The sequence below is a fragment of the Micromonospora sp. NPDC005686 genome, from assembly GCF_042871665.1.
In the GTDB taxonomy this organism is placed as follows: Bacteria; Actinomycetota; Actinomycetes; order Mycobacteriales; family Micromonosporaceae; genus Micromonospora.
Genome location: NZ_JBIAIY010000006.1, coordinates 150,741 through 177,432 on the forward strand (window position 1 = coordinate 150,741; position 26,692 = coordinate 177,432).

The 26,692-nt window shown below is 74.3% G+C and carries 25 protein-coding genes, 1 pseudogene and 1 riboswitch; of the genes and pseudogenes, 11 read left to right on the forward strand and 15 right to left on the reverse strand.

Annotated elements, in window-relative coordinates:
• Nucleotides 1-10: 10 nt before the first annotated feature.
• The 4 genes and pseudogenes from ACFYON_RS16020 to ACFYON_RS16035 all read right to left on the reverse strand — a co-directional run.
• A pseudogene (locus ACFYON_RS16020) lies at nucleotides 11-532 on the reverse strand (DUF5753 domain-containing protein); the annotation flags it as partial.
• A 375-nt stretch (nucleotides 533-907) separates the two neighbouring features.
• Nucleotides 908-1,327, reverse strand: a complete 420-nt coding sequence (locus ACFYON_RS16025) for a PIN domain nuclease (RefSeq protein WP_354872365.1) — start codon at nucleotides 1,325-1,327, stop codon at nucleotides 908-910.
• Nucleotides 1,324-1,533: a type II toxin-antitoxin system VapB family antitoxin gene (locus ACFYON_RS16030; protein WP_013475596.1), complete on the reverse strand. Its 210-nt coding sequence runs from the start codon at nucleotides 1,531-1,533 to the stop codon at nucleotides 1,324-1,326. Before ACFYON_RS16030 ends, ACFYON_RS16025 begins: the two co-directional genes overlap by 4 nt.
• A gap of 85 nt (nucleotides 1,534-1,618) precedes the next feature.
• Nucleotides 1,619-2,470, reverse strand: coding sequence for an alpha/beta fold hydrolase (locus ACFYON_RS16035; RefSeq protein ID WP_354872362.1), 852 nt, complete (start codon nucleotides 2,468-2,470; stop codon nucleotides 1,619-1,621).
• Nucleotides 2,471-2,582: 112 nt separating this feature from the next.
• Here ACFYON_RS16035 and ACFYON_RS16040 point away from each other — a divergent pair, with 112 nt between their 5' ends.
• The 4 genes from ACFYON_RS16040 to ACFYON_RS16055 are packed head-to-tail and all read left to right on the forward strand — an operon-like array spanning nucleotide 2,583 to nucleotide 6,086.
• On the forward strand, nucleotides 2,583-3,470 hold the full coding sequence (locus ACFYON_RS16040) for an ABC transporter ATP-binding protein (protein ID WP_354872359.1): 888 nt from the start codon (nucleotides 2,583-2,585) through the stop codon (nucleotides 3,468-3,470).
• Between the two features lie 22 nt (nucleotides 3,471-3,492).
• Nucleotides 3,493-4,296 (forward strand): ABC transporter permease, encoded by an 804-nt coding sequence (locus ACFYON_RS16045; protein ID WP_354872357.1) that lies wholly within the window; start codon nucleotides 3,493-3,495, stop codon nucleotides 4,294-4,296.
• A 21-nt stretch (nucleotides 4,297-4,317) separates the two neighbouring features.
• On the forward strand, nucleotides 4,318-5,469 hold the full coding sequence (locus tag ACFYON_RS16050) for a histidine kinase (RefSeq protein ID WP_354872354.1): 1,152 nt from the start codon (nucleotides 4,318-4,320) through the stop codon (nucleotides 5,467-5,469).
• Complete coding sequence (locus ACFYON_RS16055; protein ID WP_354872351.1) at nucleotides 5,466-6,086, forward strand: response regulator transcription factor; 621 nt, start codon at nucleotides 5,466-5,468, stop codon at nucleotides 6,084-6,086. Before ACFYON_RS16050 ends, ACFYON_RS16055 begins: the two co-directional genes overlap by 4 nt.
• Nucleotides 6,087-6,149: 63 nt before the next feature.
• Here the strand turns inward: ACFYON_RS16055 and ACFYON_RS16060 are convergent, their stop codons facing one another.
• Nucleotides 6,150-7,595, reverse strand: a complete 1,446-nt coding sequence (locus ACFYON_RS16060; protein ID WP_354872349.1) for an alpha-amylase family protein — start codon at nucleotides 7,593-7,595, stop codon at nucleotides 6,150-6,152.
• 211 nt (nucleotides 7,596-7,806) lie between these two features.
• Here ACFYON_RS16060 and ACFYON_RS16065 point away from each other — a divergent pair, with 211 nt between their 5' ends.
• Genes ACFYON_RS16065 through ACFYON_RS16080 form a run of 4 tightly spaced genes read left to right on the forward strand, consistent with a single transcriptional unit; the run spans nucleotide 7,807 to nucleotide 12,494 of the window.
• Nucleotides 7,807-9,492 carry a hypothetical protein gene (locus ACFYON_RS16065; protein WP_357710739.1) on the forward strand — a complete coding sequence of 562 codons (1,686 nt, stop codon included), beginning with the start codon at nucleotides 7,807-7,809 and terminating at the stop codon, nucleotides 9,490-9,492.
• The gene (locus ACFYON_RS16070) at nucleotides 9,489-10,955 is read left to right on the forward strand and encodes an NADH-ubiquinone oxidoreductase-F iron-sulfur binding region domain-containing protein (protein ID WP_354872343.1); all 1,467 of its coding nucleotides are present in this window, start codon (nucleotides 9,489-9,491) and stop codon (nucleotides 10,953-10,955) included. The genes ACFYON_RS16065 and ACFYON_RS16070 overlap by 4 nt, the downstream gene beginning before the upstream one ends.
• Before the next feature lie 13 nt (nucleotides 10,956-10,968).
• The gene (locus ACFYON_RS16075; RefSeq protein ID WP_354872340.1) at nucleotides 10,969-11,544 is read left to right on the forward strand and encodes a redoxin family protein; all 576 of its coding nucleotides are present in this window, start codon (nucleotides 10,969-10,971) and stop codon (nucleotides 11,542-11,544) included.
• Nucleotides 11,541-12,494: a cytochrome c biogenesis CcdA family protein gene (locus tag ACFYON_RS16080; protein WP_354872338.1), complete on the forward strand. Its 954-nt coding sequence runs from the start codon at nucleotides 11,541-11,543 to the stop codon at nucleotides 12,492-12,494. Before ACFYON_RS16075 ends, ACFYON_RS16080 begins: the two co-directional genes overlap by 4 nt.
• Here the strand turns inward: ACFYON_RS16080 and serS are convergent.
• From serS to ACFYON_RS16105, 5 genes are all read right to left on the reverse strand, one after another.
• Nucleotides 12,481-13,764, reverse strand: a complete 1,284-nt coding sequence (gene serS / locus ACFYON_RS16085; protein WP_387189258.1) for a serine--tRNA ligase — start codon at nucleotides 13,762-13,764, stop codon at nucleotides 12,481-12,483. The two genes, ACFYON_RS16080 and serS, sit on opposite strands and share 14 nt — an antisense overlap.
• 436 nt (nucleotides 13,765-14,200) lie before the next feature.
• Entirely contained in the window at nucleotides 14,201-15,358 is a 1,158-nt protein-coding gene (locus ACFYON_RS16090; RefSeq protein WP_357710734.1) for a MerR family transcriptional regulator, read from the reverse strand.
• Between the two features lie 31 nt (nucleotides 15,359-15,389).
• On the reverse strand, nucleotides 15,390-16,565 hold the full coding sequence (locus ACFYON_RS16095) for a saccharopine dehydrogenase NADP-binding domain-containing protein (protein ID WP_354872331.1): 1,176 nt from the start codon (nucleotides 16,563-16,565) through the stop codon (nucleotides 15,390-15,392).
• A gap of 19 nt (nucleotides 16,566-16,584) precedes the next feature.
• On the reverse strand, nucleotides 16,585-17,721 hold the full coding sequence (locus tag ACFYON_RS16100) for an alcohol dehydrogenase catalytic domain-containing protein (RefSeq protein ID WP_354872329.1): 1,137 nt from the start codon (nucleotides 17,719-17,721) through the stop codon (nucleotides 16,585-16,587).
• Nucleotides 17,718-18,107 (reverse strand): hypothetical protein, encoded by a 390-nt coding sequence (locus ACFYON_RS16105; RefSeq protein ID WP_355097801.1) that lies wholly within the window; start codon nucleotides 18,105-18,107, stop codon nucleotides 17,718-17,720. Before ACFYON_RS16105 ends, ACFYON_RS16100 begins: the two co-directional genes overlap by 4 nt.
• Before the next feature lie 209 nt (nucleotides 18,108-18,316).
• Between ACFYON_RS16105 and ACFYON_RS16110 the strand changes: the two genes are divergently transcribed.
• Complete coding sequence (locus ACFYON_RS16110; protein WP_354872323.1) at nucleotides 18,317-21,091, forward strand: LuxR C-terminal-related transcriptional regulator; 2,775 nt, start codon at nucleotides 18,317-18,319, stop codon at nucleotides 21,089-21,091.
• Between the two features lie 7 nt (nucleotides 21,092-21,098).
• Here ACFYON_RS16110 and ACFYON_RS16115 read toward each other — a convergent pair whose 3' ends face one another.
• The 3 genes from ACFYON_RS16115 to ACFYON_RS16125 all read right to left on the reverse strand — a co-directional run bounded on the left by ACFYON_RS16115 (nucleotide 21,099) and on the right by ACFYON_RS16125 (nucleotide 22,995).
• Entirely contained in the window at nucleotides 21,099-21,650 is a 552-nt protein-coding gene (locus ACFYON_RS16115) for a DsbA family protein (protein ID WP_354872320.1), read from the reverse strand.
• A 107-nt stretch (nucleotides 21,651-21,757) separates the two neighbouring features.
• On the reverse strand, nucleotides 21,758-22,432 hold the full coding sequence (locus ACFYON_RS16120; protein ID WP_354872317.1) for a BON domain-containing protein: 675 nt from the start codon (nucleotides 22,430-22,432) through the stop codon (nucleotides 21,758-21,760).
• Between the two features lie 158 nt (nucleotides 22,433-22,590).
• Complete coding sequence (locus ACFYON_RS16125; protein WP_354872314.1) at nucleotides 22,591-22,995, reverse strand: hypothetical protein; 405 nt, start codon at nucleotides 22,993-22,995, stop codon at nucleotides 22,591-22,593.
• A gap of 417 nt (nucleotides 22,996-23,412) precedes the next feature.
• Between ACFYON_RS16125 and ACFYON_RS16130 the strand changes: the two genes are divergently transcribed.
• Nucleotides 23,413-23,772, forward strand: coding sequence for an STAS domain-containing protein (locus ACFYON_RS16130; RefSeq protein ID WP_354872311.1), 360 nt, complete (start codon nucleotides 23,413-23,415; stop codon nucleotides 23,770-23,772).
• A 101-nt stretch (nucleotides 23,773-23,873) separates the two neighbouring features.
• Nucleotides 23,874-24,326: an SRPBCC family protein gene (locus ACFYON_RS16135; RefSeq protein WP_354872309.1), complete on the forward strand. Its 453-nt coding sequence runs from the start codon at nucleotides 23,874-23,876 to the stop codon at nucleotides 24,324-24,326.
• Nucleotides 24,327-24,349: 23 nt separating this feature from the next.
• Here ACFYON_RS16135 and ACFYON_RS16140 read toward each other — a convergent pair whose 3' ends face one another.
• Together ACFYON_RS16140 and ACFYON_RS16145 are read right to left on the reverse strand one after the other, a co-directional pair.
• Complete coding sequence (locus tag ACFYON_RS16140; RefSeq protein WP_354872306.1) at nucleotides 24,350-25,426, reverse strand: hypothetical protein; 1,077 nt, start codon at nucleotides 25,424-25,426, stop codon at nucleotides 24,350-24,352.
• A 4-nt stretch (nucleotides 25,427-25,430) separates the two neighbouring features.
• Nucleotides 25,431-25,561, reverse strand: a riboswitch (cyclic di-AMP (ydaO/yuaA leader).
• Between the two features lie 143 nt (nucleotides 25,562-25,704).
• Nucleotides 25,705-26,619, reverse strand: coding sequence for a cation diffusion facilitator family transporter (locus ACFYON_RS16145; RefSeq protein WP_355015169.1), 915 nt, complete (start codon nucleotides 26,617-26,619; stop codon nucleotides 25,705-25,707).
• Between the last annotated feature and the right edge of the window lie 73 nt (nucleotides 26,620-26,692).

Below are 26,692 nucleotides of genomic sequence, written 5' to 3' on the forward strand. Positions count from 1 at the left end.
CGCCGTCCTCTCATAGCTCGTCGATCGCCCCCAGGATGAGGTCGCGCGACTCCCGGGCGCCGGCCGCCGTGGCGACCAGGTGCTCGAAGACGCGGCTGTACTCCCTGACCTGTTGGCCTTCGAGATAGAGGCTACCCGCGCGGGTCTCGACGTAGACGACCCCCGGATCGGCCGGCTCGGGGAAGGCCAGCACGCTGAAGGCGCTGCCCATCGACCCGTACTCGCCGGCGCCGAAGGTCAGGATCTGGATGATGCGGCCGGGCCGGTCCGCCTCCTCGGCCAGCCGCCGCAACTGTGCCGCGAACAGCTCCGCGCCGCCGACCGGTCGCCGTAGAGCTGCCTCGTCCAGCACCACCCAGAGCTTCGGCGGAGTCTCGGTGCCCTGGCGGCGCATGCGCAACTCCACCCGCCGGTCCACCTCGTCGGTCGGGGCGTCCGGGTGCTCGGCGCGGATGACCGCGCGGGCGTAGTCGGCCGTCTGGAGTAGACCCGGAATCAGTTGCGGCTCGAACGCGCGGATTTCGGACGCCTGGGTGTTCTGCGACCGGTTGCTGCCCGGTGGACAGCGGTGTCTGCTCCGGCCCGGGCACGACGGTGAGTGCTCCCGGCGGTTCCGGCCGCGATGAGCACGCGCCGGAGCAGGGTGGGACGCCCGCGTGCCGGACCGGAAGCGGAGCATGCACGAGCCGGGGCCGAGAACGTCGGTTACGCGGTGACCGACGAGGACGTCGAGCGGGCCCGCCGGAGGCTGGCACAACAGCCGCCGATCATCGACGAGCAGCACGACCGGAACATGGCGTGGCTGCGCCAGTTCGGGCGACGGGGCGGCCGGCGCGTGAACGGGCTCGTCCTGGACACCTCGGCGCTGCTCGCGGCGGCCCCGCCGGTTCTGGAGGGCCGGAGCCGGTCAGTCGGCTTTTCCGGCCGGGACGACCCACGTCGTCGGCTGGCCGGTGATCGCGGTGATCAGGTCGAAGTCACCGTCGTAGTGCAGAACGGTCACGCCATGCCGTTCGGCCGTCGCGGCGATCAGCAGATCGGCCATCGAGAGCGCTCGGTGGTTGCCCTTGTGCAGCGCCTGCACCTGGACGTCGATCGCACGATCCCAGATGTCGTCGGGCATGGCGAGCCAGTCGAAACCGCGGAGCAGCCATCGAGCGCGCTTCGCGTCCTTGGCCGAGCGGGTGCTGTGTACGACCTCGATCTCGATGGCGCCGCAGACCGCCAGCAGACCGCGATCGGACAACTCGTCCAGGACCGGTGCCACGGCGGGCTTCGGCCATCGGGCCAGCGCCGACTTGTCGAGGAGGTAGGGCTCCCGCGTCATGCCGCTTCGGGCTTCGACGCCTGCCCCGGGTCGGTGAGGTCCGGCAGGCCGCCGCTCTTGAGCCAGTCGGCGAACTCCCGGCGCTTCTCCCGGTTGACCACTTCCTGCAGCGCGGCGTTGACAGTGGCCTTCTTGGTGCCCGTGCCGAGGATCTCGGCGGCCTCGGCCAGGAGGTCGTCGTCGACGTCGAGAATGGTGCGGGACATGGCATGCCTCCTCGTCCAGCAGGCGAACGAGGCGATGATATCAATTTCTCGGCTTCTTGATATACGCGCGGCGGTGTTCGGCGGGTCAGCGTCGTCGCGGGGCCTCGGCGACCACTGTCGGGGAGAACTCGTTCGCCGCCTCGACCGCCCACTCCAGCGCGAAGTCCGCCTCCTCCTCCCAGCCCGGTTCGCCGCCGACGAAGTGCGACCGGCCGGGGAACTTCCGGTAGCCGGTGAGCGCCGTCGAACTCCGGTAGAGGTTGGCGATGCTGGTGGCCAGCGACGCGGGCACCACGTGGTCCTCGCCGCCCGCGGTGATCAGCAGTGGCGCGCGGTCACTGCGCTTCTTGTCGATCTCGGTGGCCGAGTTCGGGTCCAGGTTGGCGAACGCCGCCTCGAACAGCACGTGCCCGGCGCCCGGTACGGCGTACCGCTCCCAGGCGGCGTCGGACTCCTGCTGGCTGATGGTGTTGCCGAAGGCGTACCGGAAGTCCTCCGGGGTGAACGGCACGGCGCGGTGCCGGTTGGCCGGGTTGTGCAGGATCGAATACCCGGAGCGCAGCGTGCTGGGCGGCAGCTTCAGCACGCCCCGTACCGGCGCGGGGTGCACGGCGACCACGGCGGCGCCGAGGCGCCGGTCCGCCAGCAACTGGGCGATCAGGCCGCCGAACGAGTGGCCCATGATGATCGGCGGGCGCGGCAGGCCCCGGACGATCGCGGTGTAGTGGTCGGCGATGTCGGCGATCCGCTGGGCGGCGATCGGCGCCGGGTCGGCGCGCAGCTCCTCGACCTCGCGGTCCATCCCGGGCCAGGCGGGCGTGAGCACCTGGAAGCCGCGTGCGGCGTACCGCTGCGCCCAGTGCTCCCAGCTCCGCGAGGTCATCCAGAGCCCGTGGATGAGCACGATCGTGTCGACCCGTCCCGTCGGTGCGCTCATGCCGCGGCATACCCGGCGCGGCGCGGTCCTCACTCCGCCCTGACAAATGTCACGGCCGGAAGGTGACTGCCGCTCCGGGGAACCGGACAACCAGCACCGGAACATCGTGGACATGACCGAACCCGCACCGGCCGTCGACCTGGCCGGACTCACCAAGACCTTCGGCCCGGTGACCGCCGTCGACGGGCTCGACCTGCGGATCGCGCCCGGTGAGGTGGTGGCGTTCCTCGGCCCCAACGGCGCCGGCAAGACCACCACCGTCGACATGCTGCTCGGGCTGGCCCGCCCGGACGCCGGCACGGTCCGCCTGTTCGGCGGCGAACCGGCCGACGCCGTCCGGCTCGGCCGGGTCGCCGCCGTGATGCAGACCGGCGGCCTGCTCAAGGACCTCACCGTCGCCGAGACGGTACGCATGACCGCGCACTTCTACGGCCACACCCGGCCGGTGGCGGAGGTGCTGGAGCGGGCCGGCATCGCCGGGATCGCCGACCGTGCCGTGGGTAAGTGCTCGGGCGGTCAGCAGCAGCGCCTGCGGTTCGCGCTCGCGTTGCTGCCCGACCCGGACCTGATGGTGCTGGACGAGCCGACCACCGGGATGGACGTCGAGGGCCGGCGCGACTTCTGGCAGGCGATCCGGGCCGACGCCAGCTCCGGCCGGACCGTCCTGTTCGCCACCCACTACCTGGATGAGGCCGACGCGTACGCGGACCGGATCGTGCTGATCCGCCAGGGACGCGTGGTCGCCGACGGCACCACCGCCGAGATCAAGAACCTGGCCGCCGGCCGGGTCGTGCGGGCCACGCTGCCCGGCGCCGACCAGGCCGCGCTCGCCGCGCTGCCGGGCGTCCGGTCGGTCGAGGTACGCGGCGACGTGGTGCTGGTGCACAGCGAGGACTCCGACGTGGTGGCCCGGCACCTGCTGACCCGCACCGGCGCCCGGGACCTGGAGATCACCTCACGCAACCTCGAGGACGCGTTCCTCACCCTGACCGCCGCCTGAACCGATTGCCGGGAGTCCTGCCATGACCGCCGCGACCTCGCCCACCGCCACCGACACCCGCCGGGCCGACCGCCGGCCACCCGCGCTCGGCGGCTTCTGCGCTCCGGTGCTCGCCATCGAGATCCGCCGGGTGCTGCGCAACCGCCGCACGCTGCTGTTCATCCTGGTCATGCCGGCGGTGTTCTTCCTCCTGTTCGGACTGCCCTCGCGGGGCGAGAAGCTGGACAACGGCCTGCCGGTCACCGGCTGGATCATGATCAGTCTGGCCGTGTACGCGGCGATGGTCGCCACCACCAGCGCCGGTGCGGCGGTGGCCACCGAACGCGCGCTGGGCTGGAGCCGGCAACTGCGGCTGACCCCGCTGCGCCCCGCCGCGTACGTGGCGACGAAGGTCGCCACCGCGATGGTGCTCGGCCTGGCCGGCGTGCTCGTGGAGTTCGCGGTCGGCGTCGTCTCCGGGGTCCGGCTGCCGGCGCACGTGTGGATCGTGTCCGGCCTGACCGCCTGGATCGGCTCGCTGGTCTTCGCCGCGTTCGGGCTGTTCGTCGGCTACCTGGCCCCGGCCGAGAACGTCATGCAGTTCATGGGCCCGGTGCTGGCCATCCTGGCCATGCTGGGTGGCCTGTTCCTCCCGCTGGAGCTGCTGCCCGACGTGATGCAGCAGATCGCCAAGTTCACCCCGGTGTACGGGGTCGGTCAGCTCGCCCGCGCGCCGCTGACCGGCACCGGGGTGGACTGGGCGGCGGTCGCCAACGTGGCCGCCTGGACCGCGTTCTTCGGCCTCGGTGCGGCCCGGCTGTTCCGCCGGGACACCACCCGGGTCTGAGCGGGGTCTAGCGTGGTCGGCGTGACGTCGCCGCCCGGTCCGGCCCGGCCGGTGAACCGCCACTGGCGGATCACCGGCTGGCTGCTGGCGGGGGTCTGGCTGTTCTTCCTCAACATCCCGCTCGGCACCGCACTGCACCAGCCGCACCTGTGGCGGCGGCTGGTCGGGATCGGCACGCTCGTCGCGTTCGGTGTGGCGTACGTGCTGATCTTCGAATGGGCCCGGGCCCGGCGGCAGCGCAACCTGTCGGTCCCGCCCGGCCGGGCCCGGCTGCTCGTCGCCGTGCTGCTCGCGCTCGGGCTGGCCGGCATCCCGGGCACCGGCGGCGACTGGTTGACCACGCTCGTGTTCGTGGCCGCCGCCGCGGTGTTCCTGCTGCCCTCGGTGGAGGCGCTGGTCGTGGTGGTGCCGGCCGCGGCGGCCGGGCCGGTGACCGCCCGCCTGGTGCCCGGCTGGGAGTCGGAGAGCACTGTGGTGTTCGCGGTGCTGCTCGCCTCGTTCGCGATGTTCGGGGTGAGCCGGCTGGCGCAGCGCAACGGCGAACTCCAGGCCGCCCAGCAGGAGATCCGCCGGTTGGCGGTGGCCGAGGAACGCGCCCGGGCCGCCCGGGACCTGCACGACATCCTCGGGCACTCGCTCACTGTGGTGGCGGTCAAGGCGGAGCTGGCCGGCCGGCTGCTGGAACTGGATCCGGCCCGCGCCGCCACCGAGATCGCCGACATCGAGCGGCTGGCCCGGGAGGCGCTGGCCGACGTGCGGGGCACCGTCGGGGCGTACCGCGGGGTGGATCTGGCCTCCGAACTGGCCGGCGCGCGGTCGGCGCTGACGGCCGCGGGCGTCGTCGCGGAGCTGCCGGAGTCGGTGCCGCCGCTGCCGGCGGACCGGGACGAGTTGTTCGGCTGGACGGTCCGCGAGGGGGTGACCAACGTGGTGCGGCACAGCGGTGCCCACCGGTGCGTCATCCGGGTGGAGCCGTCGGCGGTGGAGGTACGCGACGACGGCCGGGGCCCGGCGGATCAGCGGGGTACGGGCGGGCACGGGCTGGCCGGGCTGCGCGAGCGGGCCCGGCGGCTGGACGCGACGGTGACCGTGGCGCGGCCGGAGGACGGGCGTGGTCTTCTGCTCCGGGTGGCGGTGCCCGCAGCGGTTCCGGACGGAGGGGCGCACCGGTGACCGAGCCGATCAGACTGCTGCTCGCCGACGACCAGGCGCTGGTCCGGGGCGCGCTGGCCGCGCTGCTGTCGCTGGAGCCGGACCTGACCGTGGTGGCCGAGGTGAGCCGGGGCGACGAGGTGGTGCCGGAGGCGCTGCGCATCGGCCCGGACGTGGCGCTGCTCGACGTGGAGATGCCGGGCCTGGACGGAGTGGCCGCGACCGCCGCGCTGCGGGCCGCGCTGCCGTCCTGCCGGGTGCTGGTGGTGACCACGTTCGGCCGCCCCGGCTACCTGCGCCGGGCGATGGAGGCGGGCGCGAACGGCTTCGTGGTGAAGGACACCCCGGCCCGGCAGCTCGCCGACGCGGTCCGCCGGGTGCACGCCGGGCTGCGGGTGGTCGACCCGGCGCTCGCCGCCGAGACGCTCGCCACCGGGCCGAGCCCGCTCACCGGGCGGGAGACCGAGGTGTTGCGTACGGCGCGCGGCGGCGGCACGGTGGCCGAGCTGGCGGCCACGTTGCACCTGTCCGAGGGGACCGTTCGCAATCATCTCTCCGCCGCGATCGGCAAGACCGGCGCCCGTAACCGGGCCGACGCGGTGCGGGTGGCGGAGGCGAACGGCTGGCTGCTGGGCTGAGCCCGGTCAGGGAAGCCCCCGTACCCGGTACCACGGGTGCGAGGGCTTCCTGGCCCGGGTGGCTCAGCTCAGCTTCGCGCCGATGTGGATGGCGATCGCGTCGTGCGCGGGGACGTTCGCGGCGAACCAGCCGGCCGAGTCCACGGTGATCACCGGGCCGCTGCACGAGCCGTTGCTGAACGTGCCGTGGACGACGTCGCAGTAGCGGCCCGCCGGCAGCCCGGTCTGGTACGACCGGCCGTTCACCGCGGTGTCCTCGTCGTTGATCGTCAGGTAACCCTTGCCGGTACGGCTGAACGCGATGTGCTGGTAGCCGTTGTCGTACCAGTTGGAGACCCCGGCGCCCTCGGTGGCGTTGCGGAAGCCGACCATGTTCGCGACGACCGGCCAGCGGTGCTCGCACTCCCAGCCCGAATAGCAGGTGACGTTGGTGATCCGGTTGCTGCCGTCGGAGGGCGGGCCCTGGTCCCGGCCGCTGTAGGTGAAGCTCGACATCACCGCCGGGGTGCCGTACGGCCAGGCCAGCATGAACGCGTTCGCGAGCGCGTACGTGCCACGGTTGCGGTAGGTGAGCACGCCGCCTTCGCGCTGGGTGTCGTGGTTGTCGGTGAAGACCACCGCCTTCGCGCTCGACAGGTAGCCCCAGGACTCGCCGAAGTTCCTCAGGTACGCCAGCCGCTCGTTGTTGAACATCCGGGCCAGGTCCTTGCCGTACCGGAACTCGTGCACGTCGCCGTTGCCGGTGTACTCGGTCGGCTGGATCGGCTCACCCGCGCCGTAGATGACCTCCTGCACCAGATACGCGCTGCGGTTCAGCTTCGCCTTGATCGCGGCGATGTCGGCGGCCGGCATGTGCTTGCTGCCGTCGAGGCGGAAGCCGTCGACGCCGAGCGAGAGCAGGTCGTTGAGGTACGCGGCCAGCCGGCTACGGACGTACTCCGACTCGGTCTTGAGGTCGGCGAGGTTGACCAGCTCGCAGTTCTGCACCTCGTACCGGTCGTTGTAGTTGGCGATGTCGTTGTTGCCGTTGCGGCCGCAGTAGTGGAAGTCCTGCGCCGAGTAGACGCCCGGGTAGTTGTAGTGGCCGTACGACGAGGCGGCCCAGCCGGTGCCGCCGTTCTCCTGGCCGGACATGTGGTTGACCACGGCGTCGACGATCACCTTGACGCCCGCGGCATGGCAGGTGTTCACCATGGACTGGAACTGCGCGCGGGTGCCCTTGCGGGACTCGATCCGGTAGCTGACCGGCTGGTACGACACCCACCAGGGGCTGCTGTTGACGTGCTCCTGCGGTGGGGACACCTGCACGTAGCCGTAGCCCTTCGGGCCCAGCGTGCTGGTGCACTCGGCGGCCACCGAGGTCCAGTTCCACTCGAAGAGCTGGACGATGACCTTCTTGGTGCCCGGGGTTGCGGCGGCGGCCGGGGGCGCCGCCGCGGTGAGGGGAACGAGCAGGCTCGCGGCCAGGCCCAGGGCGAGCGCCGCGGCGCGGCATCGGCGTCGATGCATCAGGACTCCTGCGGGGTGCGGGGATGCGGGGGAGTGGAGCCTGTATCAGTGCCGGATTCTTGCAGCCGGCCTGAAATTTTGCGGCAAGGTTACGAGAATGTTGCAAGGACTGTCAACGTATGGGCATCCGTCGTTGCGCTGGGCGCTACACGCGCGTCCGGTGCGGACGGTTCGAGAATCCGGCCGAGAAATTCGCCACCGGAGGTGATCCGTGCGCGCCGTCCCTCCGTACCTGAGGTGGGAGCAGGGTCGGCCGGTGGGGCGCCGCCGCGAGACGATCGAGGAGCAGATGGTCCGGGCACAGCAGAACGAGAAGGCGACGACCGTCCGGACCACCACCACCAGCCGTGGTGCCCGGACGATGTCGAAGTCCGCGATGGTGGCGCTGACCGCCTCCGCCCTCGGCCTCGCATGGGCCGGTGTGGAGCTGGCCGGCGCCGGCGGCGTCATGTACTCGTACGGATTCTTCTTCACCGAGTTCTTCGCCGGGGTGGTCGCCCTGGTCTCGCTCAGCATCACAGTGATGCTGGGCCTGCTCGCCACCGACCGCTTGGTGCTGCTCATCCGGCACCGCGTGCTGCTCCAGTCGGCGCACCGCGCCACCGGCGTGCTCGGCGTGGCCGGGCTGGTCTTCCACGTCATCACCAAGGTCGCGATCGGCCGGGCCGGGCCGACCGACGCGGTGGTGCCGTTCCTCAGCGGCAGCGGCCTCTACATCGGGCTCGGCACCGTCGCCGCGCTGCTGATGGTGGGCGTGCTCTGGACCGGCCTGATCCGGGCCCGGTTCGCCGGGGTCGGTCCGAAGTGGTTCTGGCGCGCGCTGCACTCGATGGCGTACGTGTCCTGGCCGTTCGCGCTGGTGCACGGGCTCAACGCCGGCCGGCCGGCCGCCGCCTGGGTGGTGCTGAGCTACCTCGGCTGCGTGTTGCTGGTGGTGATGGCGCTCCTGGTGCGCGTCTCGGTCCACCTCGGCAAGCGCAGCCGCGAGCAGCACCAGGCCGTCGCGTTGAACAAGGCGATGGCCGGCAGGGCCGAGGAGCGTACCGGCGTGTTCGCCGCGCTCACCCGCAAGAAGGCAGCCGACAAGGGGGACAGCGGCGCCGGCCGGGGCCGCTGGGCCGAGGCGACCGCCACCTGGACCGCGCCGGCCGGCACCGCCCGGCGGCGCGATCCGGAGCGGTTCGCCGTACCCGTGGTGCCGGAACCCGGATCACTGCGCGAGCCGGTCCGCGCGGCCGCCGCCTGGCGGCGCGAGGCCGAACCGGACGCGCCCACCCGGCGCGCCCGCACCCAGGAGGCGCCCGCTCGCCGCCGGGACGACGGGGAACGCGTGACCCGCCGCTCTCGGACCGAGGAGCGGGTGAGTCGCCGGTCCCGGGACGACGAGGACCTGGTCGCCCGGTACTCGGCGCCACCGGAGAGCGGCGGCCGGCACTCGGCGCCGCCAGACACCGGTGGCCGCCACTCCGCGCCCCCGGACAGCGGCCGGTTCGCCACGGCGTCCGAGGTGGCCCGCTACTCCGCGCCGCCGCGCGCCACCGGGGAGCCGGAGGAGCCGTGGGACAGCCCGCTCCGCTGGGAGAGCCGCCCGGTGTCCGGTGAGCCGATCTCGGCCGGCCCGATCTCCGGCACCCCGCTCTCGGCCGAGCCGCTCAGCGGATCCGGCCGGCGCTACCGGGACGAGGAGGACGTGCCGGAGGAGCCGGACTACTGGCGTCCACCAGCCCGCTACGCCGCCGACGAGGCGTTCGTCGACGACACCCCGACGCTCGTCGACCTGGCCTCCCGCCGCGCCATGCGCGCGGGCAAGGAGAGCCGGTCCGGCCGCCGGAAGCGGGCCGACGCGGACGCGGTCGACGGCGCGTACTGGGCCGGACTGCGGGGTGAGGCCCGGTGAAGCGCGCGACCATCCCGCCGGTCGCCTGTGTCGGCGAGCCCCGCCTGACCGCCGGGTTCGCCGAGTTCGGCCGGCTCGACCTGCTGGCCCACGAAGAGGTGCACGGCCCGATCGGCCCGATGGAACCGGCGGCGCTGCTGCGGCTCGCCGAGGCGATCGACCTCAAGGGCAAGGGCGGCGCGGGCTTCCCGTTCGCCCGCAAACTGCGCGCCGTGCTGGAGTCCTGCGAGCGGCAGGACCTCGGTGCCGTGGTGGTGGTGAACGCCACCGAGGGGGAGCCGGCGAGCTGGAAGGACAAGGTGCTGCTCACCCGCGCCCCGCACCTCATCCTCGACGGCGCCGCGCTCGCCGCGTTCGCGCTCGGCGCCGAGGAGATCGTGATCGGGGTGGCCGACGACGACGTGGGCCGCCCGTCGCTGGCCGAGGCGTTGCAGGAACGGCGCATGCCGGTGCCGACCACGATCGTCACGGTGCCGCACCGGTTCATCTCCGGTGAGGGCGGCGCGCTCGTCAACGGCATCAACGGGCTGCCGCACATCCCGCCCGGCACGAAGAAGCGCTCCAGCGACTCCGGCGTCGGCGGGCTGCCCACGCTGCTGTCGAACGCCGAGACGTACTCCCAGCTCGCCGTCGCCGCCCGGATCGGCCCGTACGAGTACGCCGCGCTCGGCACCGACGACGAGCCGGGCACCGTGCTGCTCACCGTCACCGGGTCCGCGAAGCGCCCCGCCGTGGTGGAGTGCGCCGCGGGCACCCCGCTGCGCGAGATCCTCGACCTGTGCGAGGTGCCGCCCGGGCCGGGCATCCTGATGGGCGGCTACCACGGCAAGTGGATCACCGCGGCGGCGGCGGACCGGGCCGAGGTGTCCCGCAAGGGGCTCACCGCCGTGGGCGGCACGCTCGGCGCCGGCATCATCGTGCCGCTGGGCGCGGACACCTGCCCGCTGGGCGAGGCGGCGCAGGTGGTGCGGTACCTCGCGGGCGAGTCCGCCGGGCAGTGCGGCCCGTGCAAGATGGGCCTGCCCGACCTGGCCCGCTCGGTCGACCTCGCGGTCTCCGGCAGCGCCCCGGTCGAGCTGGTCCGGGCCGCGGCCGGCGACGTCAAGGGACGCGGCGCGTGCAGCCACCCGGACGGCACCGCCCGGTTCGCGCTGTCCGCCATGGAGGTGTTCGCCGACGACCTGCGGCTGCACGCCACCGGCGAGGGCTGCGGCAAGCGGGTCAAGGGCACGATGGGGCTGCCCGGCGCGCCGGATGCCAACCCGCAGAAGCTCACCCTGGACTGGTCGCGTTGCGACGGGCACGGGCTGTGCGCGCACGTGGTGCCGGACTTCATCCGGCTCGACGGCAACGGCTACCCCGCGTTCCCGCCCACCCCGGTGCCGACGTGGCTGCGCGAGGGCGCGCTCAAGGCGGTAAAGGTCTGTCCCGAACTCGCGCTCCGGCTCGTCCGGGCCGAATAGCCAGGAGCCGCCGATGCGTACCGCCGTCCGTGTCACCGCCGCCGCCGTACTGGCCGCCGTGTTCGCCGCCGCGACCGGCTGCGCCGCCGGACCGGGGCCCGACGCGGCAGCGGGCGCGGTGCCCCCCGCGTCCGCCGCCGCGTCACCGGCCACCGCGACGCCGTCCGCGTCACCGGCCCCGGCGCCGGCCGCGCTGTCGTTCACCGGCAAGACCCTCGACGGTACGGCGTTCGACGCCGCCGCCCTGGCCGGGCGGCCGGTCGTGCTGTGGTTCTGGGCGCCCTGGTGCGCCACCTGCGCCAGCCAGGCGTGGACGGTGGCCGAGATCGCCCCGGCCTACCGCGACACGGTCCCGATCGTCGGCGTCGCCGGGCTCGGCGAGCAGAAGGCGATGAAGTCGTTCGTCACCGAGTTCGACCTGGGCGGCACGACGCAGATCGACGACCGGGCGGGCGCGCTGTGGCGCCGGTTCAAGGTGGCCGAGCAGAGCACCTTCGTCGTCCTGGACCGCACCGGCCGGGTCGTCCACAAGGGATTCCTGGACGGCGAGGCGCTGACCCGGCAGGTCGAGACGCTGGCCCGGGGATGACCGGCGCGCTGCTGCTCGCGCTCACCGCCGGCATGCTCGGCGCGGTCAACCCGTGCGGCTTCGCGATGCTGCCCGCGTACCTGTCGCTGCTGGTCGCCGGCCCCGACGGCGGGCGCGGCGCGGTCGGCCGCGCGCTCACCGCGACGGCCGGGCTGACCCTCGGGTACGTGCTGGTGTTCGGCGCGTTCGGGCTGGCCCTGGCGCCGGCCGCCGACTGGCTGCGGCCCCGGCTGCCGTGGCTCACGGTGACGCTCGGCGTGCTGCTGGCGCTGGCCGGGTGCTGGCTGCTCGCCGGCCGGCGGCTGCCCGCACCGCGCCCGCTGCGCGTCGCCCCCCGGCTCACCCGTACCTGGCCGTCCATGGCGCTGTTCGGCGCGGCGTACGCGCTCACGTCGCTGACTTGCGCCATCGCGCCGTTCTTGGCGATCGTGGTGACCAGCCTGCGGGCCGGATCGCCGCTGCGCGGGCTGGCGTTGTTCGGGGCGTACGCGCTGGGGATGGCGCTCGTGGTCGGGGTGGCCGCGCTCGCCGTGGCTCTGCTGCGCGGCCGGGTGGTGGCGCGGCTGCGCGGCGCGGGCGCGTGGGCGCCGCGGCTGAGCGGCCTGGTGCTGCTGGTCGCGGGCGGCTACGTCGCCTGGTACGGCTGGTACGAGGTGCGCCTCGCCGAGGGCCGATACGACGCCTTCACCGACCCGGTCATCCGCACCGCCGCCCGAGCCCAGCAGGCCCTGGTCGGCGCCGTCGACACGCTGGGTCCCGCCGTCCTCGCGGCCTTCCTGACGGCGCTCCTCCTCGCCCTCCTCGCCCGCCGCCTCCGCCCTCGCTCCCGCGATCTTGCACTTGAGGCCCGGGCGGAAGGGGTGAAACGGACTTCTCGCGGGCCGGAAGTGCAAGATCGCGGGGTTGAGGCGGGGGTGTCGGCGGCGGGTGAGCGGGTCAGCGCGGGGTGAGGCGGTCGGTGCCGAGCTTGTCGCGGAGGACCTCCGGGACCACCACCGAGCCGTCGGGCTGCTGGCACTGCTCCAGGATGGCCGGGAACAGGCGGCTGGTGGCCAGTGCCGAACCGTTGAGCGTGTGCACGAAGCGGGTCTGCTTCGCGCCCGGCTCGCGGTAGCGGATCGCCGCCCGCCGCGCCTGGTAGTCGCCCGCCCAGGAGACCGACGACACCTCCTTGTACTTGCCGGTGCTCGGCATCCACACCTCGACGTCGAGCGTCTTCTTCATCGACGCGCTCGCGTCACCGGCGGCGAGCAGGCTGGTCTGGAAGTGCAGGCCGAGCTTGCCGACCAGGCCCTCGACGTGCCCGACCATCGCCTCCAGCGCCTCGCCCGCCTGCTCCGGCAGCGTGAACTGGAAGATCTCCACCTTGTTGAACTGGTGGCCGCGTACGGTGCCGCGCTCGTCGGAGTGCGAGCCGGCTGCCTCACGCCGATAGCACGGCGTGTACGCGAACGCCTTCACCGGCAGCTTCGGCGTCTCCAGGATCTCGTCCTGGTAGGCGCCGAGGATCGCCGTCTCCGCCGTCGGCAGCAGGAACTGGCCGCGCGAGGACGACTGCTTGTCGATGTGGTAGACGTCGTCGTGGAACTTCGGGAACTGCCCGGCGGCGAAGCCGGCGCTGTCCAGCAGCAGGTGCGGCGGGAGCAGGAACTCGTACCCGGCCTGGATGTTCTGCTCGATCAGCCAGTTCACCAGCGCCCACTCCAGCCGGGCGCCCAGACCGGTGTACATCCAGAAGCCCGAGCCGCCGAGCTTCACGCCCCGCTCGTGGTCGACCAGGCCGAGCGCGCGGCTCAGCTCCACGTGGTCGCGTACCTTCTCGGTGGCCGGCGCCTCGCCGAACGTGCGCACCACCCGGTTGGCCTCCTTGCCGCCGGGGACCACGTCGTCGGCGGGCAGGTTCGGCAGCTCACTCATCGCCGAGCGGAGCCGGGACTGCACCTCGTCGAGCTGGGACTCCAGCTCCGCGAGCTGCTTGCGCTCGGCCTCCGGGGCGACCGGCTGCGGCGTGCCGCCGGACCGTTTCGCCTCCGCGTACGCGCGCGCCTCGGCCTTGCGGCGCTGCCGCTCGGCGTCGATCTCCGTGATCAGGGCGCGTCGTTCCTGGTCGAGCCGCTGGATGTCGTCCAGCGCCCGGGTGACCTCGGCGGGATCCAGACGCTTCGCCAGCGCGGTCGCCACCGCCTCGCGATCCTTCCGGATCAACTCCATGTCGAGCATGCTGCTCGTACGCCTCCGTCCAGGCAGTCAGGTGGGACCTCCAGATGCTACCGTCGCGCCCCCGCCGCCCCGGCCCGGCCCGCGCAGCCCGCCGCCGCGACGCCCTCTCCGGTGACGGCGTGTAGTGGTGGTGCGGTCGGTCGGTCGCGCTCACAGTCCGTGATGGTGCTCCGGTGCCCGTGCCGCACAGTTGCCGCTCGCCATGCCGTTGACCTGGTCAATCTCGCGGATCCGCCCTCCGGCCTACATGCCCCTCTGGCGACTTTGCTCTGCAGCCACCGAGGCAGCGTTCGACGGAGCGTCAAGGTTGCGCGGATGGCTGCAGAGCAAAGTCGGCAAGGTGTGAAGGGTTGGGGACGACGGCGGCATCACGCATGGTCACTGATTCCTGCCGTGGTGCGGTGCCGGGACCGGCGAGCGGCCTGAAGCCGGAGCGTCAGAGGCGTACCGGCATCAGGACCGAGAAGGCGTGCGCGTCGTCGGCCCGCCGCACGGCCAGCGGGGCGATCGGGCCGTCCAGTTCCAGCACGAGCTGGCCGTCGCCGGACCCCAGCGCGTCCAGCAGGTACTCCCGGTTCACCGCCACCCGAAGCGCATCCGGGCCGCCCGTGCCGCCCGCGCCCGCCACGCCGCTCACGCCCGCCACGCCGCCCGCGTCGACCACAGCGTTCGGGTCGACCAGGCGCAGCTCACCCCGGCCGTCCAGGCCGAGCGCCACCACCTCGTGCTCCACGCCCTCGTGCGCGCGGTGGCAGACCGGCACGCCGTCGGCCGTGAGCGCCGCGCGCAGTGCCGCGGCGTCGAACGGGATCCGGTACGTGGGCACGTCACCGAGCTGCGCCCGCAGCAACCTCCGGTAGTCCGGGAAGTCGTACGGCAGCGGCACGGCGGTCACCGGCCGGCCCGCCACCGTGACCGTCACGCGGTCGGTGGCCACGACGACCTCGGTGACGTCGGCGCCGTCGAGGTCCAGCAGCGCGCGGAGTTCGTCCACCGATGCCACCGGCAGCAGCGCGCTCACCGGCGGGCCGTCGACAGTGCCGTCGACAGTGCCGCCTACCCGGGCCACGGCGAGCCGGTGCCGGTCGGTGGCGACCAGCCGGACCCCGTCCGGCTCGACCTCCACCAGCACGGCGGACAGGACCGGCAGGCCGGGGTCGGCGCCGACGGCGAAACGTACGGCGTCCACGGCGGCGGCGAGGTCGGTGCGGGACAGCACGAGGCGGGTGGTCACGATGATCTCCTCCGGGTCGATCAGGCTGCGGATCCGGGAGAGTTCGCGGCGCGCGTCGGCCAGGCCGTCCTCCAGGCGGCGCAGGTGCGCGTCCAGCAGCCGGTGCACCTCGGCCGGCCGGTGCCGGTGCCGGAGCGCCTCGGCGATGCCGGCCAGCGGCATGCCCACCCGGCGCAGCCCGGCCACCAGGCGGGCCGGTCCCACCTGCTCCTCGGTGTACCAGCGGTAGCCGGTCACCGGGTCCACCCGGGCCGGGGCCAGCACGCCGGAGCGGTCGTAGAACCGCAGCGCGCTGACCGTCAACCCGCTGGCCCGGGCCAGTTCGCCGATGCTGCGAAGCTCGCTCTCCACGGCCGTCATCCTGTGACCTCAACCGGGTCGAGGGTCAACCTCACGCAGACAGCGTGCGGAACGTGATGCCGGCGCGTACCAGCCGATCGAGCAGCGCGTCGCCCATCGCCGCGACCGGCGTGACCTGCCCGGCGGTCTCCGGCAGGTCGTCGAAGGCCAGGCACAGCGCCGACTCGGCGAGCATCTTGGCCGTCTCGTCGTAACCCGGGTCGCCGCCGGCCACCTCGGTCACCACCCGCCGGCCGCCGCCGGCGCCCACGAACCGGACCTGGAACCACGACCTGGCCCGCTGCTCGGCGGTCGGCCCCTGCCCGGAGGCGAGCCGCCCGAGCAGCCAGCGCCGCGTCGGCGCCACCTTCACCAGCCCCACCACACCGGCCAGCCCGACACCCGCCGCGAGCACAGTGGGTAGCCGCTTCATCGCCGCGAAGTGCCGGTAGCGGAAGTCCGGGCCGTACTCCGGGCGGGCCGCCGCGGACCGGCGGACCACCTGCGGGTCGATGGTGGGCAGCGGCACCGCCCACTGACCGAACTCGCGTACCCGGCCGACCTTGCCCGGCACCGCGCGGACCCGGCGTCCGTCCGGGCCGGGCTCCATCGCCCGGCGGGCCCGCGCCGCCCGGCTCATCTCACCGGTACGGGAGAACGCGGTGAGCGCCGAGTGGTACGTCCCGGCGGAGAACCGGCCACCGGCCCGGACGTAGCCGTCCACGGCGACCGGCCCGTCGGCCGGCAGTTGCTTGACCGTGTACCAGACGCCCAGGTCGTGCGGGATCGAGTCGAAGCCGCACGCGTGCACCAGGCGTGCCCCGGTGCGCACCGCCTCGGCGTGGTGCCGCACGTACATCCGGTCCACGAACTCCGGCTCGCCGGTGATGTCGAGGTAGTCGGTGCCGGCCGCGGCGCAGGCGGCCACCAGCGGCTCGCCGTGGTGCACGTACGGGCCGACGGTGGTGGCCACCACCCGGGCGCACTCCGCCACCGCGCGCAGCGACGCCGTGTCGGTCACGTCGGCGGTCAGCAGCGGCAGCTCGGCCAGGGCCGGGTCGATCGCGGCCAGCCGGTCCCGCACCGCGGCGAGCTTGCCCGGATTGCGTCCGGCCAGCGCCCAGCGCAGCCGGTCCGGGGCGTGCCGGGCCAGGTACTCGGCGGTCAACCCGCCGGTGAAGCCGGTGGCGCCGAACAGGACGAGGTCGTACGGACGGTCTGCGCGCATCAGGCGAGTGTGCCCCCGATCATGGGGTGAAGACCACCCGGACGCAGCCGTCGGCCCGGTCCCGGAACAACGCGTACCCCTCGGCGCCGCGCTCCAGCGGCATCCGGTGCGTGGCCAGGTGCTCGGTGACCAGCTCGTCGCGGGCCATCCGCTCCAGCAGCGCCGGGATCGCGGCCCCGCCCCGGCGGCGGGCGGCGCGGACGGCGAGCCCCTTGTCCGCGAGCGCGCCGAGCGGGAACCGGTCCACGAATCCGGGTCGGGCGTCGAGCACCACCACCACGCCGCCCTTGCGGCAGGCGTGCACCGCCTCGCGCAGCGCCGCACCGCCGTCCGGCTCGGCCACCGGCCACCGGCCCGGCGCGGCCGGCACGCCGGAGGCGTCGACGCACACGTCCGGGCCCCGGCCGCCGCTGCGCTCGCGCAGTTCGGCGAGCACGTCCACGTACCTGTGGTTGAGCGCCTCCACGCCGTCGCGCCCGGCGACCATCCGCAGCCGGTCGTCCCGGTCGTCGACCACCACCACCCGGTCCGCGCCCCGGGCCACCGCCGCGTCGGCGGTGAGCTGGCCGACCGCGCCCGCGCCCCACACCGCCACCACGTCGCCGGAGGCGACCTCGCCCAGCTCGGCGCCGTACCAGCCGGCCGGCGCGGCATCGGCGGCGAACACCGCCCGGTCGTCGCTCACCGACTCCGGCACGGCGAAGGCGCCCATGTCGGCGTACGGCACCCGCACGTACTCGGCGTGGCCACCGGCGAAGCCACCGAGCCGGGCCGGCCGTCCGTAGCCGCCGGCGGACGGCTGCCCCCACTCCGGCTCGGCCGTCACGCCGCTCGTGCCGTTGTCGCAGCAGGCGAGCAGCCCCCGCCGGCAGAACCAGCACGCCCCGCACGCCACCGCCGCGCTCACCACCACCCGGTCGGCGACCCGGTGCCGGCGTACCTCCGGGCCGACCTCGACCACGTCACCGAGGAACTCGCGTCCGAGCACCTCACCGGCGGACGCCTCGGGCACCCGCCCGGCCAGAAGCGGCAGGTCCGCGCCGCAGGTGGTGCTCCGCCGGACCCGCACGATCATGTCCTGGGCGTTGCGCAGCTCCGGATCCGGGACGCGGCACACCTCCAGCAGGTCGGCTCCGGCCCAGCACAGCGCCCTCATGTCACGGTCCCCGGCCGGTCCGGCGGCGAAGGGTCCGCCCGCAGCACCTCGCCGGTCTCCAGGAGCTGCTTGGTCTGCCGCAGCACGTGGCGCAGGAACCGGCCCGGGTCGTCGCCGACCAGGTGCGCGGCGAACCCCGGGAGCGTGCACTCCCCGCCCAGCGGGCGTACCGCCAGCTCGGTGCCGCGCCCGCCGGGAGCCGGGCGGGCCCACACCTCGACCGCACCGTCGAGGCGGCGCAGCGGCTCGGGCCACCGTCCGGCCGGGAGTGCCTGTTCGGGCGGCGCGGCCACCGTCACCACCTGCCACCGGCCCGGCCGTGGATCGACGCCGGCCCGCCGCGCCCGGCGGCGTGCCAGCATCCGCGCTCCCGCCGGTGCCAGCATCCGCGCTCCCGCGAGCGCCAGCGCGCCGACCGCCAGCCGTCCGCTCCGCGCCACCCGACCTCCCGCCGTCCCCGGGCGGCCGGCGCCGTCCGGCCGGCCGCCCCGCGTGCCTACAGGGTGCGGGGCGGCCGGGTGAGCCGGGTTCGCCCGGAAGGGGTGAACCGGCCCGGTCCGGGTAACCGCTGCCCGCACCGACGGGGGAGGGACGCATGCCGGAGGAGGCAGGCCAGGTCGTCGCGCCGAGCGACACGAGCGACATCACCGGTACGCCCCATCTGCTCACCGCCGGCGTCGACTCACCCGGTATCGCCGGTGCCACGCTGCCGGGTGGCCCGCCGTTGCTGTCGTCCCGGTTGGCGCCGCCCGCGTCGCCCGCCCCGGTCCTGCTGCGTCCCCGGCTGCTCGACCAGCTGGAACAGGGCGCTTCCGGGCCGGTGACGCTCGTCTGCGCGCCGGCCGGCTGGGGCAAGACCACGGCGCTGTCGACCTGGGCGCAGGGAGAACGGGACGGGCCGTCGCCGGCCTGGGTGACGGTGGCCGACGGCGAGACCACCGGGCGACTCTGGGGCTACCTCGCGGCGGCCCTGCGCACCGCCGCCGCCGACGACCCGGACGACGGACCGCCACCGGTGCCGGACGGCCCGCCCCGGCCCGAGCAGCTCGAAGCGCTCGCCGCCGCGCTCGCCGCCCGGGAACGGCATGTGCTGCTGGTCCTGGACGACCTGCACCGGGTCACCGACCCGGACGCGTTGGCCGGGCTGGAGTTCCTGCTCCGGCACGCCGACGGCCGGCTGCGGCTGGTGGCCGGGGCGCGCAGCGAACCACCGCTGGCCCTGCACCACTGGCGGCTGTCCGGCGAGCTGACCGTGATCGGCCCCGACGACCTGGCGTTCACCGCCGACGAGGTGGCCGACCTGCTCGTCGCGCACGGCGTGTCGGTGCCCGCGCCGGCCGTGACCCGCCTGGCCGAGCGCACCACCGGCTGGCCGGCCGGGCTGCGCCTCGCCGCGCTCGTGCTCGGCGACGACGCCGATCCGGCGCGCGCGGTGGACCGGTTCGCCGGTGACCAGCCGGACGTCGCCGCGTACCTGCGCGACGAGGTGCTCGCCCCGCTGCAACCGGCGACCCGCGACGTCCTGCGCCGGGTGGTGGTGGCCGGCGCGGTCCACGCCGACCTGGCCGTCGCGCTGACCGGGCGGTCCGACGCCGGTCACCTGCTCGCCGAGGCGGCCCGGGAGGGCGGCTTCCTCCACCGGGACGGCGGCGACCCGCAGTGGTTCCGGCCGCACCCGCTGCTGGCCGACGTGCTGCGCGACGAGCTGGACCGGCTGCCCGCCGACGAGGTGCGTGAGCTGCACCGGCGGGCGGCCGGCTGGTACGGCGCCCACGACCGCCCGGCCGAGGCGCTGCGGCACGCGCTCCTGGCCGGCGAATGGACCGACGCCACCGAACTGTTCGTCACCCGCTGGCCCGAGCTGGCGCCGGACGAACCGGCCGCCGTGCCGGCCCCACCCGAGCCGCCCGCCGAGGCGGTCCGCCGGGATCCGGAGCTGGCGCTGGCCGCGGCGGCCGAGCGCGCGTACGCCGGGGACCGGGTCGCCGCCGACGCGCAGTTACGGCGGGCGCTCGCCCAGGCCGACGACCTGCCCGCGCCGCGCCGCGACCGGTTCGGCCGGCTGGCCGCCGCCGTGGAGCTCAGCCTGGCCCGGATCGGCGGCGACCACGAGGAGGTACGCCGGGCCGCCGACCGCCTGCTGTCCACCGGCCCGGCGCAGGCGTCCCCGACCGGCCCGGACGCGGGCGCCGGTGACCCGCGCGCCGGGACGGCCGAGCGGTACGACGTGCGCGCGGTGGCCGGCGCCGCGGACGGGCTGGCCGCGCTGGCCGAGGGGGAGCTGTCCACCGCCCGGGACCGGTTCGCCGCGGCGCGGGAGGCGGCGCGGCGGGCCGGGCGACCGCGTACCGAACTGCTCTGCGTCAGCCGCTCGGCGCTGCTGGAGGCGGCCCGGGGCGCGCTGCGCAGCGCCGAGGACCTGGCCCGGGAGGCGCTGGTGATGCCGCAGTGCCAGGGCTGGTCGTCACGGTCCGACTGCGGCTACGCGTACCTGGCGCTGGCGTTCGTGGACTGGCAGCGGGACCGGCCGGCGGAGGCCACCGCCCACCTGGCGCTCGCCGGGCCGGCCGGCGCGGAGCCGGGCGGCGCCGCCCTCACCGCGCTCTGCCGCGCCGGGCTGCTGGCCGACGGCGGCGATCCGGGCGGCGCATTGCGCACGCTCACCGAGGCGCGGACGGCCGCGCCCGGCCCGGAGCTAGCCGGACGGCTCGCCGCCGACGAGGCACAGGTACGCGCCGCCGTCGGCGACCTCGACGGTGCCCGGGCGTTGCTCGACGCGGCGGGCCACGGGCCGGCGCCGGCGCTCGCGTCGGCGCGGCTGCGGCTGCGCGCCGGTGACGCCCAGGCGGCCGAGCGGACGTTGCCCGACTGGACCGCGCCCGGGGCGGCGGACTGGCCGCTGCCGGTGCGGCTGGGCGCCGGGCTGCTCGACGCGGCGCTGGCCGACGCCGGCGGTGACGCCCGGCGGGCCGGCCGGTTGCTGGAGGAGGTGCTGGCGCTCGCCGAGCCGGACGGCCTCCGGCGCGTCTTCACCCGGGCCGACCCGGGGGTACGCGATCTGCTCGCCGCGCGCCTGGACTCCGGCACCGCGTACTGGGCCACGGTGAGCGAGCTGGTCCGGGGCGTGGACGCGCGACCGGCCACCGCGACGCCGGCCGCTCCGGCCCGCACGCTCGACGAGCCGCTCACCGAGCGGGAGCTGACCGTCCTGCGTTACCTGCAGAGCATCCTGTCCAACGTGGAGATCGCCGCCGAGCTGTCACTGTCGGTGAACACCGTGAAGACGCACGTGCGCAACATCTATCGCAAGCTCGACGCGACCCGCCGGCGGGACGCCGTCCGGCGGGCGCGCGAGCTGCGGCTGATCTGACCGGCGCTCAGGCGTCGGCGGCGGCGTCCACCATCGCGAGCAACTCGGCCAGGTCGTAGCCGCCGTCGTGGCGCACGTCGTTGACGAACAGCGTCGGCGTGCCGCTGACGCCGCTGCGGATGCCGCCGACGAAGTCCTGCCGGACCCGGTCGGCGTGCTCCTGGCGGCCGACCTCCGCGACGACCTCCTCCGGCGGCAGGCCGACCTGCTCGACGCCGAGCGACAGGTGTACCGGGTCGAGCTGGTCCTGGTGCTGGTAGAGCCAGTCGTACATCTCCCAGAACCGGCCCCGCGCGGCGGCGGCCTCGGCGGTCTCCGCGGCGTTCTCCGCGTACGGGTGGACGTTCGTGATCGGGAAGTGCCGGTACACCAGCCGCACCACGTCGGCCCGCTGACGCAGCACCTCGGTCAGGTTCGGGTACGCGACGCCGCAGAACCGGCACTGGAAGTCGCCGTACTCGACGACAGTGACCGGCGCGTCCACCGGCCCGCGGACGTGGTCGCGTTCGGTCACCGGGACCCGTAGCCGCGCGGTGGTGACCTGAAGTGGCGTGGTCATCCGGCACTCACCCGCCCGCTCGTGGTCAGCCGGTTCGGATCACTCATGCCTCCCACGGTGGCCGGGGCCCGGGTGAGCCGGGCTCACCCGGGCCGGGTGGTTCCGTCTCACCGCACGGCGAGGTGGTTGCGTACCTCCCGGATGCCGGGGGCGTTCCACACCACCCGCTCGATCTCCTCGCGTTCGCCGGTCGAGTGGACCTGCCCGTCCAGCAGCACCGTGTCGCCGTGCACCCGCACGTCGATCTCCTCGCCCCCGGTGGCGCGGTTGCGGGCCAGCGCGTCCACGATCCGCTCGGCCAGGTCGTGTCCGTCCGGGTGGACGGTGGGACGCACCGCGATGCCGTTGCTCACCCCGCGTACGCCGGTGAGCCGGGCGACAGCGCGTTCGGCGGCCCGCCGCTGGTACTCCCACTCGACCTCGCCGTGCAGTGTGACCCAGCCGTCGGCCACCGTCACCTGCAACGCCTCGATCGGCACGAACGCGTCCCACTCCAGCGCCCGGACGGCGGCGACGGCGATCTCCGGATCCTCCCGTCCGGCAGCGGTGTCGATCCGGACGGCGAGGTCGTTGGCGACCGCGCGGACCCGGGTGACCCGGTGCGCGGCCCGCTCGGCGGCCCACTTCTTGGCGTAGCTGTCCACCCGGCCGGTGAGCGTCACCACGCCCTCGGTGACCGTCACCCCGATCTCGTCCGGGCCGACCCGGGGCTCCCAGGTCAGCTCGTCGAGCACGGCGGACTGGATGTCCCGGTCGGTACGCGTGATCGTGTCGGTGGCCATCCGGCTCTCCCTCCCGTCGATCGCGGCGCGGGCACGTGGTCCCGCACCCGCGATCCTGCGCGTGTCCCGGGTGAGCCGCCCTCACCCGGTCCGGGTGAGGCAGCACGACGGCCGCCCCGGGAGTCCCGGGGCGGCCGTCGTCGTGTCGTACGGGTGGGTCAGCCGTCCAGGCCGGCCGGGGAGTTCGGCCGGTCCACGTCCACGAACTCGATCTCGTCCGCGGCGCGGTCCCGGCTGCCGGCGGCGCGTGCCGCGGTGCCGGCGGCCCAGCCGATCGCCGCGCCGGCGAGCGCCGCCGCGATCAGCAGCGTCCAGGGCAACGCGGGACGGCGGCCGGCGAGCGCGTCGAACGCGCGACCGGCCCGGCGGCGTGCCTCCTCGGCGGCGGAACCGACCAGGCCGGTGGCGTCGTCGGCCAGGCCGGACGAGCTGCGGCGGGCGGTCCGGGTGGCGTCGCGCACGCTGTCACCGGCGGAACCGGCGGCGGAGAGCAGGTGCTGCCACGCCTGGTCGGCGACCCGCTCGGCCTTGCCCCGGCGGTCCAGCAGGTTGGATCCGAACATCGTTCTACCTCCTCGGGTGCCGAAGGCCGGCGGCCACTTCGGACTCCGGTGTCCATCCGGCGGGTTCACTGTCTCGGGCAGTGCCCCGCCGGACGCCGCGGCAAACCACGCCCGGGTGACGGCGGTGAGCGGTGAACGGGACGAACCTCTCGAACGCGCCGGGGCGGGTGCGGACGGGACGGGCGGGCGCCAGCTACCCTGGTCGGCGGATCGGCGGGCCCGCCCGGTCGCACGGTTGGCCGGGGCCCGCCGAAGAGGAGAAACTGGAACCCGGTGTTCCGGATTGGGTAGGCCCAGGTGTGCCCAGTTCGTGAATTGCTCATCCCGGGGGGTGGCGACCGGGGCGTGGGAGGAATACGCTCGGTCGCGGCCCGCGTACTGATGAGGCGCCCGTCATGGGCGAGTGGAGGTGCTCGCGTGAGCCTGTCGATCGTGAAGTCTGTGCGGCCGGGTGGTGTCGTCGAGATCGCGCCCCGTGGGGAGATCGACGTCGACACCGCGTACGAGGTGCGGGAAGCGATCGCCGAGGTGCTCGCGAAGGCCCGCCCCGCCCGGATCGAGCTGAACATGCGGCTTGTCACGTTCATCGACTCGGTCGGCATCAGCGCCATGGTGGCCGGCTTCCAGACCTGCGAGGTCAGTGGCGTCAAGCTCGTGGTCACCGAGCCGAGCCGGTTCGTGCACCGGCAGCTCTGGGTGACCGGCCTGCTCGGCCTCTTCGGCGCGCCTGAGCCGTGGTTCGCCGACGACACCCCCGAGGTGCTGCCCGGCGCCTGAGCGTCGCTCGCACCCCCTGCGGCCAGGGGACCTTCTACCCGTTGCCAGTCCGGCGTCGGTACGGGACGATCGTCGCGACGCACGACGGCGAGGGGGCCCGCTTGCAGAGCAGCGACAGCTTCAGCTACACCGTTCAGGCCCGGTGCAGCCGGGCCGGAGCGGTCGCCCTGCTAGGCGACCTGAGTCGCCAGGGTGAGCTGCATCCGCTGATCGTCCGGGTCCGGAGGCTGCCGGCCCGGCCCGGCGCGCTGTCCAGCTACGCGATCACCGACCGGCTGCAACTCGGCCCGCTGCACTTCCCGGTGACCTACCAGGCGGACGTGTTGATCGCGAGCGAGGACGAGGTGGTCACCGTCGCGCGGCAGCAGCCCGCGACGACCGTACGCAACTACACCCGGCTGTGCGACGAGCCCGACGGCACGGTACGCATCGAGGTGGAGATCACGCTCACCGCGCCGGCGCCGCTCTTCGGGTACGCGTTCCGCCAGGCCCGGGCGGCTCACCTGGGCCTGGCGGCGCGTCTCGGACCGACCCTGGAGGGCCGGCCGGCCTGACCCGGCCGGCCCCTTGCGGGCGCTCAGTACACCGACAGGTGCACGTGGTTGGTGTGGTCGCTGGACGGGTCGCCGTTGCCGCCGCTGTACGACTTCCACCCGCTGCTGGGCAGCCAGATCTGCTTGAACCAGATCACGTAGAGCACGGCGAGCGGGTCGGCGTTGCGCACGAAGTACGCGGCCAGGTTGTTGCCGTACGTCCGGTCGCCGCCGGAGGCCACGCCGCCGAAGCCGTTCTTCTGCGCGGCGAAGTCGCAGGCCCGCCCCTTCGGGTGCTCGCCCGAGCCGCTGGGCCGGTGGCACGAGACGTACCTGGTGAACCCGGCCGCCTTCGCCTGTTGCAGCGCGTGCAGCGTGCGCGGGGTGATGCAGCCGTCGGCCGGGGTGGGGTCGTTGACGCTGCACGACTCCGACGGCCAGGAGCCGTCCGAGTTGCGCGGCGCCGGCTTCGCGTTCTTGTTGGAGGTGCCCTGGACGCTGCCACCGCCGCTGCTGCTGCTGCGCGAGGCGCGGTCGTTGGCCACCTCCAGGGCGCGCTCGGCCTGCTCCTTGCGCTTGGCCATCACCGTCACCTGCTTGCGCTGCTCGCGGATCTCGCCGTCGAGCTGGGCGCGGGTGCGGGTGGCCTCGTCCCGGGTGGTGATCAGGTCGCGCAGCGTACGGTCCTCGTGCGCGGCGACCTGCTCCAGCGCGGCGGCCCGGTCCATGAGGCCCTCCGGGCTGCTGCTGCCGAGCAGCGCCCCGGCGGTGCCCAGGCGGCCGTTGCGGTACGCCACCACGGCGATCTCGCCGACCTTCGCGTCGCGTACGGCCAGCTCGGCGCCGACCGTCTTGAGCTGTTCGTTCAGTTGCTTCTGGCGCTTCTCCGACCGGTTCAGCGCGGCTTTCGCCTCCAGCCAGCCCTTGCTGGCGGCGTCGAGCTGGGCACGCAGTTCGGGCGTGCCGCCCTCGTCGTCGCCGGGCGCGGCGGCGAGCAGGCCGGTCGCCGGCGCCGCCGAGGCGGGGGAGACCGGAACGGTCGCGACGCCGAGGGTCAGCGTCGCGACGAGCAGGGCCGCCAACCGGGCGGCCGTCCGTCGTACAGGTGCCACGTCGGGCATTCACACGTCCTTCCGTCAACGCCGACCGGGTTAGCTGACGGGTTCGGGACGGAAGATCCCTACCGCTGACGCGGATGCACCCCACGTACGTGGTTCCCCGGCTCGTCCCTGCGGACGATTAGGCGACGGCCGCCCCACCGGGGCCGGTGGCGCCCGCGGGTGCGGCCGCGACCGAGACTACCGGCGCTGCCCGGGTACGGCTCCGTGGAGCAATACCACTAGGCGGGGCAAAACCGGCATAAGACTACAACAGCCACAGTGATTTAAGTCTGCCCTAATCACCACTCGGTCTTGCCGCACACTCCGGCCGACGCTCCGGGTTCGACCTGCAACGTGGCGTGATCGATGGAGAAGTCCTCGTGCAGGGCGGCCCGCGCGGCGGCCAGCACTGCGCCCGGGTCCACGCCCGGGTCGGTGGTCAGGTGCGCCGAGGCCACCTCCATGCCCGAGGTGAGCGTCCAGACGTGCAGGTCGTGCACCTCGGCCACGCCGGGCACCGCGGCCAGCCGGTCGTGCACGGCGGTCACCTGGAGGTGCTCCGGCGCGGCCTGCACCAGGATGCGCAGCGCGGCGCGGCCGAGCCGCCAGGTGCGCGGCAGGATGAACAGGCCGATCCCGACGGCGACCAGCGGGTCGGCCCACCACCAGTCGGTCACGGCGATGACCAGCGCGGCGGCGATCACGCCGAGCGAGCCGAGTAGATCGCCGAGCACCTCCAGGTAGGCCCCGCGCAGGTTGATGCTCTCCTTCGCCCCGGCGCGCAGCAGCGCGAACGCGACGATGTTGGCGAGCAGGCCGAGCACCGCCACCACGAGCATCGGACCGGCCAGCACCTCGGGCGGCTCGTCGAACCGGCGTACCGCCTCGACCAGGACGTAGAGCGCGACGGCGCCGAGCAGCACGGCGTTGGCCAGGGCGGCGAGCACCTCCAGCCGGTAGAGCCCGAACGTGCGCTGCGGGTCGGTGCCGGCGCGGCGGGCAGCGGTGATCGCGGCCAGGGCCATGCCGATGCCGAGGACGTCGGTGAACATGTGTCCGGCGTCGGAGAGCAGGGCGAGCGAGCCGGTGGTGAAGGCGGCCACCGTCTCGACCACCATCAGGACGGCGAGCAGCGCGAAGGCGGCCCAGAGGCGGCCCCGGTGGCGGTGTGCCGCGTTGGCCACCGCGCCGCTGTGGTCATGACCTGCGCCCACGCCAACACCCTCCCTGCCCCGTACCGGCCAGGCTCAATGTATGTTCACATCGCTATGTATGCAACTAAACAAT

Bases quoted from the DNA above. Each gene is read 5' to 3' on its own strand.
- ACFYON_RS16045 (WP_354872357.1), top strand. From the start codon at position 3,493: ATGACCGCCGCGACCTCGCCCACCGCCACCGACACCCGCCGGGCCGAC.
- ACFYON_RS16140 (WP_354872306.1), bottom strand. From the start codon at position 25,426: ATGCCCGACGTGGCACCTGTACGACGGACGGCCGCCCGGTTGGCGGCC.
- ACFYON_RS16110 (WP_354872323.1), top strand. From the start codon at position 18,317: ATGCCGGAGGAGGCAGGCCAGGTCGTCGCGCCGAGCGACACGAGCGAC.
- ACFYON_RS16025 (WP_354872365.1), bottom strand. From the start codon at position 1,327: ATGACGCGGGAGCCCTACCTCCTCGACAAGTCGGCGCTGGCCCGATGG.
- ACFYON_RS16040 (WP_354872359.1), top strand. From the start codon at position 2,583: ATGACCGAACCCGCACCGGCCGTCGACCTGGCCGGACTCACCAAGACC.
- ACFYON_RS16060 (WP_354872349.1), bottom strand. From the start codon at position 7,595: ATGCATCGACGCCGATGCCGCGCCGCGGCGCTCGCCCTGGGCCTGGCC.
- ACFYON_RS16095 (WP_354872331.1), bottom strand. From the start codon at position 16,565: ATGCGCGCAGACCGTCCGTACGACCTCGTCCTGTTCGGCGCCACCGGC.
- serS (WP_387189258.1), bottom strand. From the start codon at position 13,764: ATGCTCGACATGGAGTTGATCCGGAAGGATCGCGAGGCGGTGGCGACC.
- ACFYON_RS16090 (WP_357710734.1), bottom strand. From the start codon at position 15,358: ATGACGGCCGTGGAGAGCGAGCTTCGCAGCATCGGCGAACTGGCCCGG.
- ACFYON_RS16115 (WP_354872320.1), bottom strand. From the start codon at position 21,650: ATGACCACGCCACTTCAGGTCACCACCGCGCGGCTACGGGTCCCGGTG.
- ACFYON_RS16125 (WP_354872314.1), bottom strand. From the start codon at position 22,995: ATGTTCGGATCCAACCTGCTGGACCGCCGGGGCAAGGCCGAGCGGGTC.
- ACFYON_RS16105 (WP_355097801.1), bottom strand. From the start codon at position 18,107: ATGCTGGCACCGGCGGGAGCGCGGATGCTGGCACGCCGCCGGGCGCGG.
- ACFYON_RS16080 (WP_354872338.1), top strand. From the start codon at position 11,541: ATGACCGGCGCGCTGCTGCTCGCGCTCACCGCCGGCATGCTCGGCGCG.
- ACFYON_RS16100 (WP_354872329.1), bottom strand. From the start codon at position 17,721: ATGAGGGCGCTGTGCTGGGCCGGAGCCGACCTGCTGGAGGTGTGCCGC.
- ACFYON_RS16120 (WP_354872317.1), bottom strand. From the start codon at position 22,432: ATGGCCACCGACACGATCACGCGTACCGACCGGGACATCCAGTCCGCC.
- ACFYON_RS16035 (WP_354872362.1), bottom strand. From the start codon at position 2,470: ATGAGCGCACCGACGGGACGGGTCGACACGATCGTGCTCATCCACGGG.
- ACFYON_RS16030 (WP_013475596.1), bottom strand. From the start codon at position 1,533: ATGTCCCGCACCATTCTCGACGTCGACGACGACCTCCTGGCCGAGGCC.
- ACFYON_RS16075 (WP_354872340.1), top strand. From the start codon at position 10,969: ATGCGTACCGCCGTCCGTGTCACCGCCGCCGCCGTACTGGCCGCCGTG.